Raw genomic sequence first — 16,470 nt, 5'->3', positions numbered from 1 at the left:
ACGCGCGGGAGGCGAGATGGCGTACGGCAGGGGCAGCAAGGCAGGGGAGTTCCGCCGGCACCCGTCCGGCCGTACGCCTCGATGACCCTGCCAGGGCGCGTCGCCGCTCGGCTCCTCCCGCCGCTCGACGTGCCACGACTGGTCGGGGAGGCGTCCCGGACGGTCGGCTCCGCGGCCTCGCGGATGGCCCGGTTGGCCGGGCTGACCAGCCGTCGCGTCTGGTCCCGCCCGGGCCGGCACCACATCGAGGTGCACGGCGTCTGCCAGGACGGCGGCGACGCCCTGGCCCGCCAGGTCGAGAGCGCGCTCGAGGGCATGCCGGGGGTGGCCTGGGCCCGGGTCAACGCCCCGTCGGGTCGGGTGGTGGTGGCCGTCGAGCCGCCGGAGCCGAAGCTGCGCGACCTCATCGCCACGATCTCCCGGGTCGAGCGGACCTGCCCGTACGAGCCGGACCCGGAGGTGCCGCCCCCGCACCCCCCGGAGGAGGGGCCGCGCACCCCCCGGACCCTGGGCGCGCTCGCCTCGGACGCGCTGGGCCTGACCATCTCGGCGGCCACCCGGATCCTGCCGTTCACCCCGGTCCCGGGGGAGGTGGCCGGCCTGCTCGGCGCGGTGGACCTGCACCCGCGGCTGCACGCGTTGGCGGGCCGCGGCCTGCGGGCCGACCCCCGCGCCGACCTGATCTTCCCGCTCGCCGAGGCGGTGGTGCAGGGCCTGACCGGCGGCTGGGCCGGCATCGTGCTCGACGGCGCGCAGCGGATCGTGCAGTGGGGGGAGGACCGGGCCCAGCTGCGCGTCTGGGAGAAGGCCGAGCCCGGCCTGACCGGCCACCCGGACCGGGCCGTCGCGCGGTGGCCGGTGGCGGACCGGCCCCGCCCGAAACCGGACGGCCCGCTGGAGAGGTACGCGATCCGGATGTTGACGGCGGGTGCCGCGGCCGCCGCTGGTGCCTTCCCCGTGCTCGGCCGGAAACGCGCGGCCGCGCTGGGGCTCTCGGCGCTGCCGAAGGCGCCGGGCAGCGGCCGCGAGGGCTACGGCGCCCAGTTGGGTCGCATCCTGGCCCGGCGCGGTGTCATCGCGATGGACCGCGTCGTGCTCCGCGAACTGGACCGGATCGACACGGTCGTGCTCGACGCCGCCGTGCTCGGCTCGGATCGCGGCGTCCTCGCCGACCTGGCACCGCTGGCCGACGCGGACACCGGGCAGGTGGCCGAGCGGGCGTTCGCGCTCTTCGACCCGGAGCAGCCGGACCGGCTGCACGAGGCCGACGGCTGGCGGATCGGCCCGTTGGACCGGCTGGAGGCCGACGACCCGGGCGACACCGACGACAGTGCCCGGCTCCGCTCGGCGGGTGGCCGCCTGCTCGGCCTCGCCCGGGGCGACACGCTCGCCGCTCTGCTGCGGGTGGAGGCCGAGCCCGCGCCGGGTGTCGAAGGGCTGCCCGCCGCCGCCCGCCACGCCGGCCTGCGGCTCGTGGTGGCCGGTGACGACGCGCAGCGGTACGGCTTCGCCGACCTCGTCCTGCCCGGGGGCGACCGGCTGACCGAGTCGGTCCGCTCGCTCCAGCGCGACGGTGCCACGGTGATGCTGGTCTCCGGCGATCGGGCGGCGCTCGGTGCCTCGGACTGCGGGCTCGGCATGTACGACCCGGACGACCTGCCGCCGTGGGGCGCCCACCTGCTGGTCGGCACCGACCTGCGGGTGGCGGCGCTGCTCATCGAGGCGGCGGGCGCGGCCCGCCGGATGACCCGGCAGAACATCCGGCTGGCCATGGCCGGAACCAGTCTCGGCGCGCTCAACGCGTTCACCGCCCCACCCCCGGAACTGCCCAGCCGGAGCCTGCTCGCGGTGAACGGAGCGGCGGCGCTGGCCTTCGGCAACGGGGTGTGGCGAGCCAGCCGGTTGCCCCAGCCGGACGACACGCCGGTGCCGGTGACGACCGCCTGGCACCTGATGCCGGTGGAGGCGGTCCTCGACCGGCTGGGCACCGGCCGGGACGGGTTGACCGACGTGGAGGCGCAGCGGCGGCACGTCGGCCGGGGCGGCGGCGACGCCCCGGGTGCGGGCGGCCTGCTCCGGGCGTTCGTCGACGAGCTGTCCAATCCGCTCACGCCCGTGCTGGCCGCCGGTGCCCTGCTCTCCGCGTCGTTCGGCTCGCTGGTGGACGCCGCGCTCGTGGGTGGCGTGGTCGGTGGCTCGGCGTTGATCGGGGCCGTGCACCAGCGCAACACCGAGCGATCCCTCGCCGAGCTGCTCTCCCGCTCGGCGGTCACCGCGCGCGTCCGGCGCGACGGCGACGAGCGGGTGGTGGCGGCCGACGACCTCGTGCCCGGTGACGTCCTCCAGTTGGAGCCGGGGGATGCGGTACCAGCCGACTGCCGGGTGATCGAGGCGGTGGGCCTGGAAGCCGACGAGTCGTCGTTGACCGGTGAGTCGCTCCCGGTTGCCAAGTCCCCGCAACCGGTGGTGGCCGCGGCCGTCGCGGACCGGCATTCGATGGTGTACGAGGGCACGACGATCGCTGCCGGGCACGGCACCGCCGTGGTGGTCGCGACCGGCTCCGACACCGAGGCGGGGCGCAGTCTCGCGCTCGCCCGCCAGGCGCCTCCGGCCGGTGGTGTGGAGGCGCGGCTCGGCCGGCTCACCCGGGCTTCCATCCCGCTGGCGGCCGGTTCCGCCGTTGCGGTAGCCGGCGCCGGGCTGCTCCGGGGCGTACCGCTGGCGCAGACCGCCGCGACCGCCGCGAACCTGGCCGTGGCCTCGGTGCCGGAGGGGCTGCCGTTCCTCGTGAGTGCCGCACAGCTCGCGGCGGCCCGGCGGTTGGCCGAGCACGGCGCGTTGGTCCGCAACCCCCGCACGATCGAGGCGCTCGGCCGGGTGGACGTGCTCTGCTTCGACAAGACCGGCACCCTCACCGAGGGGCAGTTGATGCTGGCCGGTGTCGGTGACGGCGACGCCAGCCGATACGCGCCCGTCGACCGGCTGGAGGAGCGCCTGCGGTCCACGTTGGGTGCGGCGCTGCGTGCCACCCCCGGTGCCGACGACCCGAATGAGCTGACCCACCAGACCGACCGCGCGGTCCGGCACGGCGCGGCGGCCGCCGGAGTGGTCGAGCAGACCGGTGCGGCCGGCTGGCGGGCGGTCGGCGGGCTGCCGTTCGAGCCCTCCCGCGGCTACCACGCGACCGTCGGCGAAACCGAGAGCGGCCTGTTGCTCAGCGTGAAGGGCGCACCGGAGTCGGTGCTGCCCCGCTGCGCGTCGCGCCGGGTCGACGGGCGGGACGAGCCGCTGGATGACGCCGGGCGTACCGAGCTGGGCCGGCTGCTCTCCGACCGTGCCGGCGCCGGGCACCGGATCCTGGCGGTCGCCGAGTGCCGGGTCACCGACAGCGGCGTCACCGACGACCAGGTCCGGAACCTCAGCTTCGTCGGCTTCCTGGCCCTCGCCGACGGGGTGCGGAAGAGCGCCGCCCCCGCCGTACGCCGCATCCAGGAGGCCGGCGTGCACACCATCATGATCACCGGCGACCATCCGGCGACCGCCGAGGCCATCGCCGCCACCATCACGGAGCGCGACGAGCAGGACGTGGTCACGGCCACCGAACTCGACCAGCTCGACGACGAGGCGCTCGCCGAGCGGCTGGCCCGCACCGACGTCGTGGCCCGCTGCACGCCGGCGCACAAGGTCCGCATCATCAGGGCGTTGCAGAAGTGCGGTCGTACCGTCGCCATGACGGGGGACGGCGCGAACGACGCGCCGGCGATCCGTCTCGCCGACGTGGGGATCGCGCTCGGTCAGCGGGGCACCCCGGCCGCCCGGGCCGCCGCCGACCTGGTCGTCACCGACGACCGGCTGGAGACGATCATCGCGACGCTGGTCGAGGGGCGGGCCATGTGGTCCTCCGTCCGGCACGCGCTGAGCATCCTGGTGGGCGGCAACCTCGGTGAGATCGCCTTCAGCGTGCTGACCGCGGCCGCGACCGGCCAGTCAGTGCTCAACGGGCGGCAGCTGCTGCTGGTCAACCTGCTCACCGACCTGGCGCCCGCGCTCGCCATCGCCGTCCGTCCACCGGCCGCGGACCGCACGGACGGCCTGCTCCGGGAGGGGCCGGACACGTCGCTGGGCGCGACACTCAACCGGGAGATCGGGCTGCGCGCCGGTGCGACCGCCCTCGGTGCGACCGCCGGCTGGACGCTCGCCCGCTACACCCCCGGCGGGCCGCGTCGCGCGAGCACCGTGGCCCTGGTCTCGCTGGTCGGCACGCAGCTCGGCCAGACCGTGCTGGCCGGTGGCACCAGCCCGGCGGTGCTCGCCTCCACGGCCGGGTCGCTCGGGGTCCTGGCCGCGGTGGTGCAGACGCCGGGTCTCAGCCACTTCTTCGGCTGTACGCCGCTCGGCCCGGTGGGCTGGGGCATCGCCGCCGGGTCCGCGCTCGGCGCCACCTTCGCCAACGGCGCGCTCAGCCGGCTCGTGGAACGGCTGCCTCCGGTGGGCACGGCGGCCGACCACGGCAGCGCCGAGCACCCCGACGCGGGCGACTCCGACGGCTCCGGGTCCGCGCCGCAGCAGTGAGCACCGCCGATCCGCATGCCCGGCCCCTTCGCGGGTACGAGGCCAGGGTGGAGATGGGCGCATTGACACAGCAGCCGCAGGTCACGTTCGTCGGCACCGCCACCACGGTGCTCCGGATCGGCGGGTTCACCCTGCTCACCGACCCGAACTTCCTGCACCGGGGGCAGCGTGCCTACCTCGGCAAGGGGATGTGGTCGCGGCGGCTCACCGATCCGGCGCTGCGGATCGCCCAACTGCCGACGCTCGACGCGGTGGTCCTCTCCCACCTGCACGGTGACCACTTCGATCGGGTGGCCCGCCGGGAACTCGACCGCGACCTGCCGATCGTCACCACCCCGGCGGCGGAACGGAAGCTGCGCCGCTGGGGCTTCCACGCGGTCGAGGGGTTGCCCACCTGGCAGTCCCACGAGCTGCACGGCGACGGTGAGTTCCTGCGGCTGACCTCGCTGCCCGGCCAGCACGGCCCCGGTCTGCTCGACTGGCTGTTGCCGGACGTGATGGGCACGATGATCGACCTGGTACGCGGTGGCACCCGGGCCTTCCGCCTCTACATCACCGGCGACACCCTGAACCGGCCGCAACTCGCGCGGATCCCCGAGCGGTACCCGGAGATCGACGCGATGCTCATCCACCTCGGCGGCACGAAGGTGGCCGGCGTCCTGCTCACCATGGACGGGCGGCAGGGCGCCGACGTGGTCGAGTTGATGCGGCCGAGGCTGACCGTGCCGATCCACTACGACGACTACCGGGTCTTCCGCTCACCGCTGGCGCACTTCGTCGAGGAGGCCCGCCGCCGTGGCCTCGTGGGCGGCGTACGCACCATCGCCCGCGGCGAGACCGTGCCGCTCGCGCCCGCCGCCTGACCGCGCCCGGCCGTCAGCCCCTGTACGCCACGACCGGTGGTGCACGGGCAGCCCCGGTGGGGTGCTCCACAATCGGGGCTGCGGCGGCGGCCGCGGCCGGCGTACGAACGATCGCCGCCAGCCGGGCGGAGCCGGCGGCGGCGATCGGAGGTGGGGGCGCGGTCAGCCGCGCTCGGAGATGGCTTCGATCAGGTCGCCGACCGGGCGTTCCGGCAGCGAGCGGGCCACGTCGGCCACGGCCACGATGCCGACGAGCCGATGCCCGTCGATCACCGGCAGCCGGCGGACCTTGTGCTGGCCCATCGTCCGCAGGATCTCGGCCGCCTCGTCGTCGGCGCCGATGGTCACCGCCTCGCCCTGGGCCAGCTCGCCGGCGGTCACGTTGCTCGGGTCGCGACCCTCGGCCAACACCTTCACCACGATGTCGCGGTCGGTCAGCATGCCCTTGAGCCGGTCGTCCGCACCGCAGATCGGCAGGGAGCCGACCCCCAGCTGGGCCATCTGCCTGGCCGCGGTCCGAAGGTCGTCCTGCTCGCGGATGCACGTCACGTCACTGGTCATGATCTCGCGTGCTGTCGGCATCGGCGTCACACCTCACTTCCGGGGGGTTGATGCGGTTCCTCCTACCCCGGCCCGGCCGAGCCATGCCGTGACATCCACTCCCGCCACTGTTCAGCGGCGCCGGCGGGAGCGGCTGACCGCCCACAACCCGGCGCCGATCGCCGCGAGGGCCGGCAGGAGGCAGATGAGCAGGGTCATGACGTGCCACGGCTTGATCGCTCCCATGGCCGAGAGCTTAGGAACCGGCCTCCAGTGGCGGGTGTCCTGGCCGCCCACCCGCACTCGCCTCGGCGGCGGCGACGTGGTCGGCACGCGGGCCGGGCCGCTATCGTCGGCGGGTGCCCGAACTGATCGCGCCGACCGTCCGCCTGCACGCGGCCTGGCTGGAGGCGCGCGACGAGTGGGGCCCCGGCACCCACGAGGACGGCTTCGGCCTGCGGCCCTCCGACGAGGTGGACTCGCCCGCCGGGTTCGCGGCCTGGGTGGCCCGGCTCACGGACGAGTCCGACCCGACCGAGCCGCGCCACGACGGCGCGGTGCCCTGCACGTACCGGTGGATCGTGGACGGTGACCGCGTTCTCGGCGGGATCGCGCTGCGGCACCGGCTCGACGAATTCCTGCTCCGCGTCGCGGGGCACATCGGCTACGGCATCCGGCCGTCCGCCCGCCGGCGCGGGCTCGCCACCTGGGCGCTCGGCCGGATGCTGGACGAGGCGCGGGCACTCGGGCTCGACCGGGTGTTGGTGACCTGCGCGGTCGACAACGTCGCCTCGGCGAGGACGATCGAGCGCCACGGTGGCGTCCTCGACGACGTCCGGGACACCGAGCTCGGCGCCGTCCGGCGCTACTGGATCACGCTCTGACCGGGTGGCCTGCGCCGCTTTCCCGCCAGCGCCACGAAACACGGACGCATCGGCTTGGATGGGCTTCATGGACGTGACCAGGGACGGACGGAGCTGGCGACTGGGTACGACCGACGACGTCGCCTGGATCGCCGGTCACACCACGGAAGGCCTCACGGTCACCACCGCGATCCCGCCGGTGTTCGACGCCTACGCCACCGTCCATCCGCCCGACGGCCTCGGCATCCGGGCCCACGAACGCGCGCTGGTCGACGTACTCGTGGCGAACACCCCCGACCAGCCCTGGCTGCTGGGCTTCCTCGACACCGGCGCCCACGACGTCGTCTTCCCCGCCGCGCCCCGGGTGCGGCTCTACTGGGACTGGCCCTACGTGCTGGTCGAGGCGGGGCCCGAGCAGGCCCTCACCTGGCGGATCGGTCACATGCGCGGCAAGGGGCCGTTGCCCGACCTGTTCTTCCCGGCGGACCGCTCCTGGCTCGTCTCCGCCCTCTGGGACGACACGTGGACCGATATCGGCGGCACCGCGGCGCTGATCGACGCCCTGTGCCGCGATCCGCTGGTGAACGCCCGTCGGGTCGGCCCCGACGAGGACGCCCTCCCGCCGGGACTCACCCGCGAGTGACCCGGCCACCCGAAAGGGTGTTCCGGTCCTGCGATGTGTCGGCACAGCCGCGCGACCCTGACGGGCGTCGGCGGGTAGTAGCCGCTGACCCGAGAGCCGGCGGCTTCGAGCGATCCGCTCGCCGACGTTGGGCCCCGTCGGCGTTCCGGACGAGCCCCTATAGTCACCCGGTGGGCATGGAGCAGGTCCGGCAGGCATACGCGTCCGTCGCAGAGCTCTACATCGAGCTGTTCGGTACGAGCCAGAAGGTGCACGACGACGACCTGGCCTTCATTGCGCGACACCTGGCGGGCCGGCCCGGCACGGTGCTCGACCTGGGCTGCGGGCCCGGTCACATCACCGACCACCTCCGCTCGTCGGGCGTCGACGCGACGGGAATCGACATAGTCCCGGAGTTCATCGCCCACGCGCGGGCGGCCTATCCCGACGGTAGGTACCACCTCGGGTCGATCGCGGATCTCGCCGTCGCCGACCACTCCGCCGCCGGCATCCTGGCGTGGTATTCGTTGATCCACCTTCCGCCCCAGGAGCTCGACGGCGTGCTCGCGGGATTCGCGCGCGCGATGGCCCCGGGTGGGCCGTTGGTGGTCGGCTTCTTCGACGCTGACGAGGTCTCCGCCTTCGACCACAAGGTCGCGACCGCCTACCGCTGGCCCGTCGACGAATTCTCGGCGCGGCTGGCGCGGGCCGGCTTCACGGAGGTCGAGCGGCAACGGCGACCCGGCGACGGCACCCACCGGCCGCTCGCCGCCATCGCGGCGATCGCCACCGACGGGTGAGCCGAGGCCCGGTCCTCCGCCCTCGCCCAGGCTCGACCCCCGGGACACGGGCCGCCCCGCCACCGGCCACCCCAGCAGCTCCGCCGGACGGCAGCGCCGCCGACGCGGTCGGCGGGTCAGCCACTCGCCGCGTTGTGCTCCGCGACCAGGCTCGGAAGCTCGTCCAGCGAGTCGATGCGGAACAGGCACTGCTCCGACACGGCCGGCATGTCGAGAATGTGACCCCACGGACCGCGCCGGATCAGGCAGGCGTTCATCCCGGCCGCCACGGCCGGGCGTACGTCGTTGTCCGGCCGATCACCGACGTACAGGATGGCGGACGGGTCGCCCCCGCCCTCCCGGATGACGTGCGCGAAGAAGGCCGGTGACGGCTTCGCCACGCCCCAGCCGTGCGACGTGCCGATCACGTCCACGGGCAGGTCGAGGTCGCGGAGGGTCGTCCCGGCGTGAGCGGGCTGGTTGCCGGCCAAGCCCACCAACAGACCCTGCTCCCGCAAGGAGGTCAGGCACGATCGGGCGTCGGGGTAGAGATCCGCTTCGCCGAACGACTCCGGAACGCCGGCAGCCGCCCGGCGTTCGAGTTCGGCCGCGAGATCGAAGCCGGGCCGGAAGACCCGGAACGGTTCCTGCCAGTCCAGACCCCGGGCGATCGCCGCACCGAAGACCGCGGAGAACGTGTGCCGTGGCACGCCGAGCCAGTCCGCCCAGCTCTCGAACTCGCGAGACTCGTCGAGAATCGTCCCGCCGACATCGAAGAAGACCGCCTTGATCACTTGTGCTCCTCCGTCCCGGCCGCGGCCAGTGAACCACAGAGGACCTTCGAACGGCGTAGAGTGCGCGCCGTGGCCGCTCCTCCTGTTCTGCGAGACATCTTCAACGCCTACCAGACGCAGTTGGGTGAGGAGGACGACGGCATCCTCTTCGAAGACGAGCGGGGACCGATCAGCCGGCTGGATGTGCTCGTGTACCGGCCGACATCCGCGACGGGCATCACCTCTTTCGCCACCATCGGCATGGCGGCAGCGGAAATGCCGGCGGCGCCCGGACCGGGTGGAGGTGGTCGCGCCGAGCTCCACCTCCGGCGGCGCGCGCCGCTAACCCGTTCCGAAGAGCAGGCGATCGCTGGCCGGTTGGCCGACCTTGCGGTGCACCCGTTCGTCACGGGAATGCAACTGAACTGGGGCCACATGATCGGTCTCCGGGAGGATTTCCCGACCTTCCCCGGATGCCGTGCCGTCTTCCTTGCCGGGCCGTTGAGCGCCGGTGGGCTGGACTACGTCCACACCAGCGCAGGCGCTGTCAGGGTGATCAACATCGTGCCGATTACGGACGCGGAACGTGAGCGGGGAAGGGCCCTGCCTCCCGTCGACTTCGCCCGATCACTCCTGGAGCATGCCGACATCTTCGCAGAGCGACCGCAGTAGCTGGATCGCGCCGTGCTCGCGACGACAGCGCGGACTCAACGCCATGAGTGCGCTTCGTCAGCGGCCAACCAGCCCGGATCCCAGCGGTGGCGTCTCGTCCCGTGCCCATGGGCGAGCGTCGGTGTCGCCTGTTACTCGTGCCGTGATTCGCTGCCCGGGGCGAGGAGCTACGCACGGTCATGGAGCTGCTTGGGCACTCCACCATCCGGATGACGGCCGACACCTACGGAGACATCCTGCCGGCGACGGATCGGCAGACTGCCTCGGCCATCGATCGCCTGCCGGGTGAGGAGGGGACGGCGAGACCGCTTGGCTGTACTCAGGACCGAGATCAACCGTTGAAAGTGCTGGTGGAGCCCAGGGGACTCGAACCCCTAACCCCTGCCTTGCAAAGGCAGTGCTCTGCCAGTTGAGCTAGGGCCCCGGGAGCGGGCGTCGCCGCTGTGTCGCTACTGCCGACGACAGGCCTCAGCGCAGGTCGGGCGCGGTGGTCGCCTCGTGCCAGAGGGCACGCTCGTCGTTGGACGCCTTGATCTTCTTGGCCACGACGGCGGCCACGCCGACAACGCCGACCAGAATCAGAAGCTTCTTGACCACGGGGCGACCCCTTGCGCTCGGCTGCCGTCGGAGGACGTGCGGTGGGGCTAGCTGGAATCGAACCAGCGACCTCAGAGTTATCAGCTCTGCGCTCTAACCGACTGAGCTATAGCCCCGCGTTGCGACGAGCAAGGTTAACCCATCCGCGTCTACCGCCCCAAATCGGGGTCGGCGTGCCGCCCGTCGCCGTCGAACCTACCCGAGTACGGAACGCCGGGGCGATCGCTTTCCGCGGCGCCCCGGCGTCCGGTGCCTTTCAGTCGCGCTCGGCGAGCGTCAGCTCGATCCCGCCGACGAGGTCGGCGCAGACGTTGTAGACGAACGCCGCGAGCGTTGCCAGCGCCGTGAAGAGCACGACGTTGACCAGGCCGATCAGGGCCGAGCTGAGGATCACGCCCTTCGCGGTGATCTGGAAACCATCGGTGCTCTGCCCGCCACCGGCGCTGACCAGGTCGGTCAGGCTGTCGTTGACGCTCTGGAAGACACCCATCGCGTCCAGGGCGAGATAGAGGACCGAGGTCGCCACCACGACCACGATGAAGAGCACCACCGACACGGCGAACGCGAACTTCATCACAGACCAGGGGTCGATGCGCTTCAGGTTCAGCCGGGCGCGGCGTGGCCCGCGGGACGCGGCCGAACTGACCGAGGTGCGGGCCGCGCGTACGGCGTCACCGACCCGGGCGGCCCCGACGGCGGCCGCGTTGCCGATCCCGGGCGGCAGGCCACCGCCGTTGGGCGCCCGGCCGGGAGCGACGCCCGGGCGGGCGGCCTCCGGCTTCGCGGTGCCGGTGACCCGGGGCTGGGTGCCGGTGGTGCCGCTGGCCGGCAGCCCGGCCCGGACCGGGATCTGCTGGGTGCTGCTGGACCGGGCCGCTCCGGCGGCCTTGGCGGCACCAGCGGCGGCGGCCGCCTCGCTCGGCACCGCTTCGGTCTTCTCGCCGGACCCGGCGTCGTCGGTCGGCTTGTCGGGTGGGGGCGTCATCCCGGGAGCCCGGGTGAATTTCGGGGCAGGCGCGTCGGCGGGGACGGTTGCCCGGCCCACGGCCGCGCGGCCGGTCGCAGATGCGCCGCCTCCGGCGGCCTCCTCGTCGACCGGGTTGGCCGAGGTCCCCGTGTTCCCCGACTTCGCCTGTGTCTCCGTCATTCAACTAGTCCTGTTCGTCAGGCTCGTCGGCATTGCGAGCAATCGCCACGATAGTCACGCCGTCCGGAAGGTCCATCAGCTTGACCCCCATTGTGTTCCGGTCACGCGTACGGCGTACAGGCTTCACCGGAGTCCGGATGACACCACCGTTGCTGGTGATCGCGAACAGCTCGTCGTCCGGGTCGATCACCACCGCGCCGACCAGACCACCCCGTCGCTCTGTGATCTTCGCAGTCAGCACGCCCTTACCTCCCCGGCCCTGGACCGGGTATTCCTCGATCGGCGTACGTTTCGCGTATCCGCCGTTCGTCGCGACCAGGACGTCCATGCCCGGCCGGACCACCTCCATCGCCAGGAGGACGTCGTCCTCGGCGAAGCGCATCCCGATGACACCCGAGGTCGCCCGGCCCATCGGCCGCAGCGCCTCGTCGCTGGCGTTGAAGCGGATCGCCTGCGCGTTCTTGGAGACCAGCAGCAGGTCGTCCTCCGGCGCGACCAGTGCGGCGCCGACCAGCTCGTCCTCATCGCGCAGGTTGATCGCGATGATGCCGCCGGACCGGTTGGAGTCGAACTCCTCAAGCCGCGTCTTCTTCACCAGGCCGTTCTTCGTGGCCAGTACCAGGTAGGGCGCCACCTGGTAGTTCGGGATCTCGATGATCTGTGCGATCTGCTCGTCGGGTTGGAACGCGAGCAGGTTGGCCACGTGCTGGCCCTTGGCCACCCTACTGGCTTCCGGAAGCTCGTACGCCTTGGCCCGGTAGACCCGGCCCTTGTTGGTGAAGAACAGGATCCAGTCGTGGGTCGAGCAGACGAAGAAGTGGCTGACGATGTCGTCCTGGCGCAGCGAGGCACCGCTGACGCCCTTGCCGCCGCGTCGCTGCGAGCGGTACTGGTCGACCTTCGTCCGCTTGGCGTAGCCGGTGCGGGTGATCGTGACCACCACGTCCTCGCGGGCGATGAGGTCCTCCATGGAGACCTCACCGTCGAACGGCACGATCTGCGTCCGGCGGTCGTCGCCCCACTTGGCCACGATCTCGCCGAGCTCGTCCGAGACGATCCGCCGCTGCCGCTCGGGCTTGGCGAGGATGTCCTTGAGGTCGGCGATCTCCAGCTCGAGCTTGGCCAGGTCGTCGAGGATCCGCTGCCGCTCCAGCGCGGCGAGCCGGCGCAGCTGCATGTCGAGGATGGCGGTCGCCTGGATCTCGTCGATCTCCAGGAGCCGGATCAGGCCCTGCCGGGCGTCCTCGACCGTGGGCGAACGCCGGATCAGGGCGATCACCTCGTCCAGGGCGTCCAGCGCCTTGGCCAGGCCGCGCAGGATGTGCGCCCGCTCCTCCGCCTTGCGGAGCCGGAACGCGGTCCGCCGGCGGATGACCTCGATCTGGTGCTCGACGTAGTAGCGGATGAACTGGGCCAGGTTGAGCGTGCGCGGCACCCCGTCGACCAGCGCCAGCATGTTGGCGCCGAAGGTCTCCTGGAGCTGGGTGTGCTTGTAGAGATTGTTGAGCACCACCTTGGCGACCGCGTCGCGCTTGAGCACCAGCACGATCCGCATGCCCGTACGCCCGGAGGACTCGTCGCGGATGTCGGCGATGCCGCCGAGCTTGCCCTCCTTGATCAGCTCGGCGATCCGCTCGGCGAGATTGTCCGGGTTGACCTGGTAGGGCAGCTCGCTGACGACCAGCGCCGGACGGCCGCGCTTGTCCTCCTCGACCTCGACCACGGCGCGCATCCGGATCGAGCCCCGGCCGGTCCGGTAGGCGTCCTGGATTCCGGCGGTGCCAACGATCAGGCCGTGGGTCGGGAAGTCCGGGCCCTTGACGATCCCCAGCAGTGCCTCGAGGGTGGTCGCCTCGTCGGCCTCCGGGTTCTCCAGGCACCACTGCACGGCGGCGCCGATCTCCCGCAGGTTGTGCGGCGGGATCTTGGTGGCCATGCCGACCGCGATGCCCTCGGAGCCGTTGATCAACAGGTTCGGGATGCGGGACGGCAGGATGGTGGGCTCCTTGGCCCGGCCGTCGTAGTTGTCCTGCAGGTCGACGGTGTCCTCGTCGATGTCCCGCAGCATCTCCATCGCCAGCGGGTCGAGCTTGCACTCGGTGTACCGCATGGCCGCGGCCGGGTCGTTGCCCGGCGAGCCGAAGTTGCCGTTGCCGTCGACGAGCGGGTAGCGCAGCGACCAGGGCTGGGCCATCCGGACCAGCGCGTCGTAGATGGCCGAGTCGCCGTGCGGGTGGAACTGGCCCATCACGTCGCCGACGACCCGGGAGCACTTCACGTAGCCGCGGTCCGGCCGGTAGCCGGAGTCGAACATGGCGTAGAGGATCTTGCGGTGGACCGGCTTGAGCCCGTCCCGGACGTCCGGCAGCGCGCGCCCGACGATGACGCTCATGGCGTAGTCGAGGTAGGAGCGCTGCATCTCCACCTCGAGCCCGACCGGTTCGATCCGGTCGTGCGCGACCACGGCGCCGGCGGCCTCGGGGACCTCGGGCTCGTTCGGTGTGGACTCGGGGGAATCGGTCACTGTATACCCTTATCAGACTGTGAGTCGTTTTTGTGCTGTGGATAACCGCTGTGGAAACCGGCCAAGTTGTGGATAACTCTGTGGATCAGCGGGCCGGCCGGTGGATGCCGGCCGGCCCGCTGCCCGTCAGATGTCCAGGAACCGGACGTCCTTGGCGTTGCGCTGGATGAACGACCGGCGTGCCTCCACGTCCTCCCCCATGAGAACGCTGAACAACTCGTCGGCGGTTGCCGCGTCGTCGAGCGTCACCTGGCGGAGCGTACGGGTCGCCGGGTTCATCGTGGTCTCCCACAGCTCCGGGTAGTTCATCTCGCCGAGGCCCTTGAACCGCTGGATGTCGTCGGGCTTGGCGTTCGGCTTCTGCTGCTGGCGCAGCGCGATGAGCCCGTCGCGCTCGCGGTCGGAGTACGCGTACTGCGCGTCGTCGCCCCGCTTGTTCCACTTGATCTTGTAGAGCGGCGGGGCGGCCAGGTAGACGTGCCCCAGTTCGACGAGCGGGCGCATGAAGCGGAAGAGCAGCGTGAGGAGCAGCGTCTGGATGTGCTGCCCGTCGACGTCCGCGTCGGCCATCAGCACGATCTTGTGGTAGCGCAGCTTCTCGATGTCGAAGTCGTCGTGGATGCCGGTGCCCAGCGCGGTGATGAGCGCCTGGACCTCGGCGTTCTTCAGCACCCGGTCGATCCGGGCCTTCTCCACGTTGAGGATCTTGCCGCGGATCGGCAGGATCGCCTGGACCCGCGGGTCGCGACCCTGCTTCGCCGAACCACCCGCCGAGTCGCCCTCGACGATGAAGACCTCGGACTCCCGCGGGTCGGTGGACTGGCAGTCGGCCAGCTTGCCCGGCATCGAGCCGGACTCCAGCAGCGACTTGCGCCGGGCCAGCTTGCGCGCCTGCTGGGCGGCGATCCGGGCGCGGGCCGCCTGGGATGCCTTCTGGATGATGATCTTCGCCTCGGCCGGGTTCCGGTCGAACCAGTCGACGAGCCACTCGTTGCAGACCCGCTGCACGAAGCTCTTCACCGGCGTGTTGCCGAGCTTGGTCTTGGTCTGCCCCTCGAACTGCGGGTTGGCCAGCTTCACCGAGATGATCGCCGCGAGGCCCTCGCGGATGTCCTCGCCGGAGAGCTTCTCGTCGCTCTTGAGCAGCTTCCGGTCGGTGCCGTAGCGGTTGACGACGCTGGTCAGCGCGGCCCGGAAGCCCTCCTCGTGGGTGCCGCCTTCGTGGGTGTTGATCGTGTTGGCGAAGGTGTAGACCGACTCGCCGTACGACTCGTTCCACTGCATGGCGATCTCGACCGACATGCCCTCCTCCTCGGCGCCGAACTCGACCACCGTCTTGTGGATCGGGTTCTTCGAGGCGTTGAGGTGCCGGACGAAGTCGGCGATGCCGCCCTTGTAGAGGAAGGTCACCTCGCGCGGCTTGCCCTCGTCGTCCTCGCTGCGCTCGTCGAGCAGGTGGATGGTGAGGCCCCGGTTGAGGAAGGCCATCTCCTGGAGGCGCCGGTAGATGGTCTGGAAGTCGAACTCGACGGTCTCGAAGACCGCCGCGTCGGGCCAGAACGACACGGCCGAGCCGGTGCGGTCGGTCGGCTCGCCCTTCTCCAGCGGGCTGGGCTTGGAGTTGGTGTAGCTCTGCCGCCACACGAAGCCGTCCTTGTGGATCTCCACGAACATCTTCGTGGAGAGCGCGTTCACGACCGACACGCCGACGCCGTGCAGACCGCCGGAGACGGCGTACGCCTTGCCGTCGAACTTCCCGCCGGCGTGCAGCACGGTCAGCGCCACCTCGACGCCCGGCTTCTTCAGCTTCGGGTGCAGGTCGACGGGGAAGCCTCGGCCGTTGTCGGTGACCCGGACGCCGCCGTCGGCCAGCAGCACCACGTCGATGGTGTCGCAGTAGCCGGCCAGCGCCTCGTCGACCGCGTTGTCGACAACCTCCCAGACGAGGTGGTGCAGACCCCGCTCGCCCGTCGACCCGATGTACATGCCGGGCCGCTTGCGGACCGCCTCCAACCCCTCGAGAACGGTGATCGATTCTGCGCCGTACTGCTGGTTTTCCTGCGCTGCCACCCTCGGCCACTTTCTCGCGCCGTCAGCGCCGGATGGGCACGTCGGGCGCGGGTTCGGCGGACAGGACGCGACGTCGGCGCGGACCGGCGCCGGAGGAGTCCGGTCACGGGTCGGTACGCGCCGGTCGCCGCGGTTGCCCGCGGATCGCGATCGGCTCGACCCGACGTGGACAATGATCGCGGGCCCTTCCGGGCCCGTGTCCGTCGCTCCGCACCGGGTCTTCGTCTCTCCGTCAATCTTACTGTGCGTTGGCGGTAGAACCGCCACTCGGCACCCTCGCAAAGCGCCTGAGAACTCCGTAGCCGGCCGAACCGCGTCGTCCGCGACTCCCCCTACACGCCAGGCCAAGATCGAGGGGCGGCGCCGCTCGACGGTGCACCCGCAGTCGGGCGGGTCAGGGGTCGCGGTGCGACCGGCGGGTGCCGTACGTTTGCGGCGGTCTCCGGCT

Annotated in this window: 12 protein-coding genes and 2 tRNA genes; 6 read left to right on the top strand and 8 right to left on the bottom strand. The window is 71.8% G+C overall.

Features of this window, described 5'->3' with window-relative positions; genetic code table 11:
* The first annotated feature begins 81 nt into the window (after positions 1–81).
* Positions 82–4,572: an HAD-IC family P-type ATPase gene (locus SM573_RS12810; RefSeq protein ID WP_474616153.1), complete on the top strand. Its 4,491-nt coding sequence runs from the start codon at positions 82–84 to the stop codon at positions 4,570–4,572.
* A gap of 53 nt (positions 4,573–4,625) precedes the next feature.
* Complete coding sequence (locus SM573_RS12805; protein ID WP_474616152.1) at positions 4,626–5,435, top strand: MBL fold metallo-hydrolase; 810 nt, start codon at positions 4,626–4,628, stop codon at positions 5,433–5,435.
* Between the two features lie 162 nt (positions 5,436–5,597).
* Here the strand turns inward: SM573_RS12805 and SM573_RS12800 are convergent, their stop codons facing one another.
* Positions 5,598–6,017 carry a CBS domain-containing protein gene (locus SM573_RS12800; RefSeq protein ID WP_474576188.1) on the bottom strand — a complete coding sequence of 140 codons (420 nt, stop codon included), beginning with the start codon at positions 6,015–6,017 and terminating at the stop codon, positions 5,598–5,600.
* A gap of 317 nt (positions 6,018–6,334) precedes the next feature.
* Between SM573_RS12800 and SM573_RS12795 the strand changes: the two genes are divergently transcribed.
* From SM573_RS12795 to SM573_RS12785, 3 genes are all read left to right on the top strand, one after another.
* Entirely contained in the window at positions 6,335–6,859 is a 525-nt protein-coding gene (locus tag SM573_RS12795) for a GNAT family N-acetyltransferase (RefSeq protein ID WP_474616151.1), read from the top strand.
* 67 nt (positions 6,860–6,926) lie between these two features.
* Complete coding sequence (locus SM573_RS12790) at positions 6,927–7,481, top strand: hypothetical protein (RefSeq protein ID WP_474616150.1); 555 nt, start codon at positions 6,927–6,929, stop codon at positions 7,479–7,481.
* Positions 7,482–7,651: 170 nt separating this feature from the next.
* Positions 7,652–8,260: a class I SAM-dependent methyltransferase gene (locus SM573_RS12785; protein WP_474616149.1), complete on the top strand. Its 609-nt coding sequence runs from the start codon at positions 7,652–7,654 to the stop codon at positions 8,258–8,260.
* Positions 8,261–8,376: 116 nt separating this feature from the next.
* Here SM573_RS12785 and SM573_RS12780 read toward each other — a convergent pair whose 3' ends face one another.
* Positions 8,377–9,033 carry an HAD family hydrolase gene (locus SM573_RS12780; RefSeq protein WP_474616148.1) on the bottom strand — a complete coding sequence of 219 codons (657 nt, stop codon included), beginning with the start codon at positions 9,031–9,033 and terminating at the stop codon, positions 8,377–8,379.
* A gap of 69 nt (positions 9,034–9,102) precedes the next feature.
* Here SM573_RS12780 and SM573_RS12775 point away from each other — a divergent pair, with 69 nt between their 5' ends.
* The gene (locus SM573_RS12775) at positions 9,103–9,684 is read left to right on the top strand and encodes a suppressor of fused domain protein (protein ID WP_474616147.1); all 582 of its coding nucleotides are present in this window, start codon (positions 9,103–9,105) and stop codon (positions 9,682–9,684) included.
* A gap of 348 nt (positions 9,685–10,032) precedes the next feature.
* Here the strand turns inward: SM573_RS12775 and SM573_RS12770 are convergent.
* From SM573_RS12770 to gyrB, 6 genes are all read right to left on the bottom strand, one after another.
* Positions 10,033–10,108 (bottom strand) — tRNA-Ala (locus SM573_RS12770).
* A gap of 44 nt (positions 10,109–10,152) precedes the next feature.
* Positions 10,153–10,281: a DLW-39 family protein gene (locus SM573_RS12765; protein WP_240032904.1), complete on the bottom strand. Its 129-nt coding sequence runs from the start codon at positions 10,279–10,281 to the stop codon at positions 10,153–10,155.
* A gap of 42 nt (positions 10,282–10,323) precedes the next feature.
* A tRNA-Ile gene (locus SM573_RS12760) sits at positions 10,324–10,397 on the bottom strand.
* 140 nt (positions 10,398–10,537) lie between these two features.
* Positions 10,538–11,428, bottom strand: a complete 891-nt coding sequence (locus SM573_RS12755) for a DUF3566 domain-containing protein (RefSeq protein ID WP_474616146.1) — start codon at positions 11,426–11,428, stop codon at positions 10,538–10,540.
* Positions 11,429–11,432: 4 nt separating this feature from the next.
* Positions 11,433–13,952 carry a DNA gyrase subunit A gene (gene gyrA / locus SM573_RS12750; RefSeq protein ID WP_474613400.1) on the bottom strand — a complete coding sequence of 840 codons (2,520 nt, stop codon included), beginning with the start codon at positions 13,950–13,952 and terminating at the stop codon, positions 11,433–11,435.
* Between the two features lie 126 nt (positions 13,953–14,078).
* Complete coding sequence (gene gyrB / locus SM573_RS12745; protein WP_474613401.1) at positions 14,079–16,022, bottom strand: DNA topoisomerase (ATP-hydrolyzing) subunit B; 1,944 nt, start codon at positions 16,020–16,022, stop codon at positions 14,079–14,081.
* Between the last annotated feature and the right edge of the window lie 448 nt (positions 16,023–16,470).

This window comes from Micromonospora xinjiangensis, from assembly GCF_056150165.1.
The sequence above is the reverse complement of the archived record's forward strand: the minus strand, read 5'-3'. Positions and strand labels throughout refer to the sequence as shown.

What these genes read in the sequence shown, in the direction of transcription:
- SM573_RS12810 (WP_474616153.1), top strand. Translation starts at nt 82, where the DNA reads ATGACCCTGCCAGGGCGCGTCGCCGCTCGGCTCCTCCCGCCGCTCGAC.
- SM573_RS12805 (WP_474616152.1), top strand. Translation starts at nt 4,626, where the DNA reads ATGGGCGCATTGACACAGCAGCCGCAGGTCACGTTCGTCGGCACCGCC.
- SM573_RS12800 (WP_474576188.1), bottom strand. Translation starts at nt 6,017, where the DNA reads ATGCCGACAGCACGCGAGATCATGACCAGTGACGTGACGTGCATCCGC.
- SM573_RS12790 (WP_474616150.1), top strand. Translation starts at nt 6,927, where the DNA reads ATGGACGTGACCAGGGACGGACGGAGCTGGCGACTGGGTACGACCGAC.
- SM573_RS12755 (WP_474616146.1), bottom strand. Translation starts at nt 11,428, where the DNA reads ATGACGGAGACACAGGCGAAGTCGGGGAACACGGGGACCTCGGCCAAC.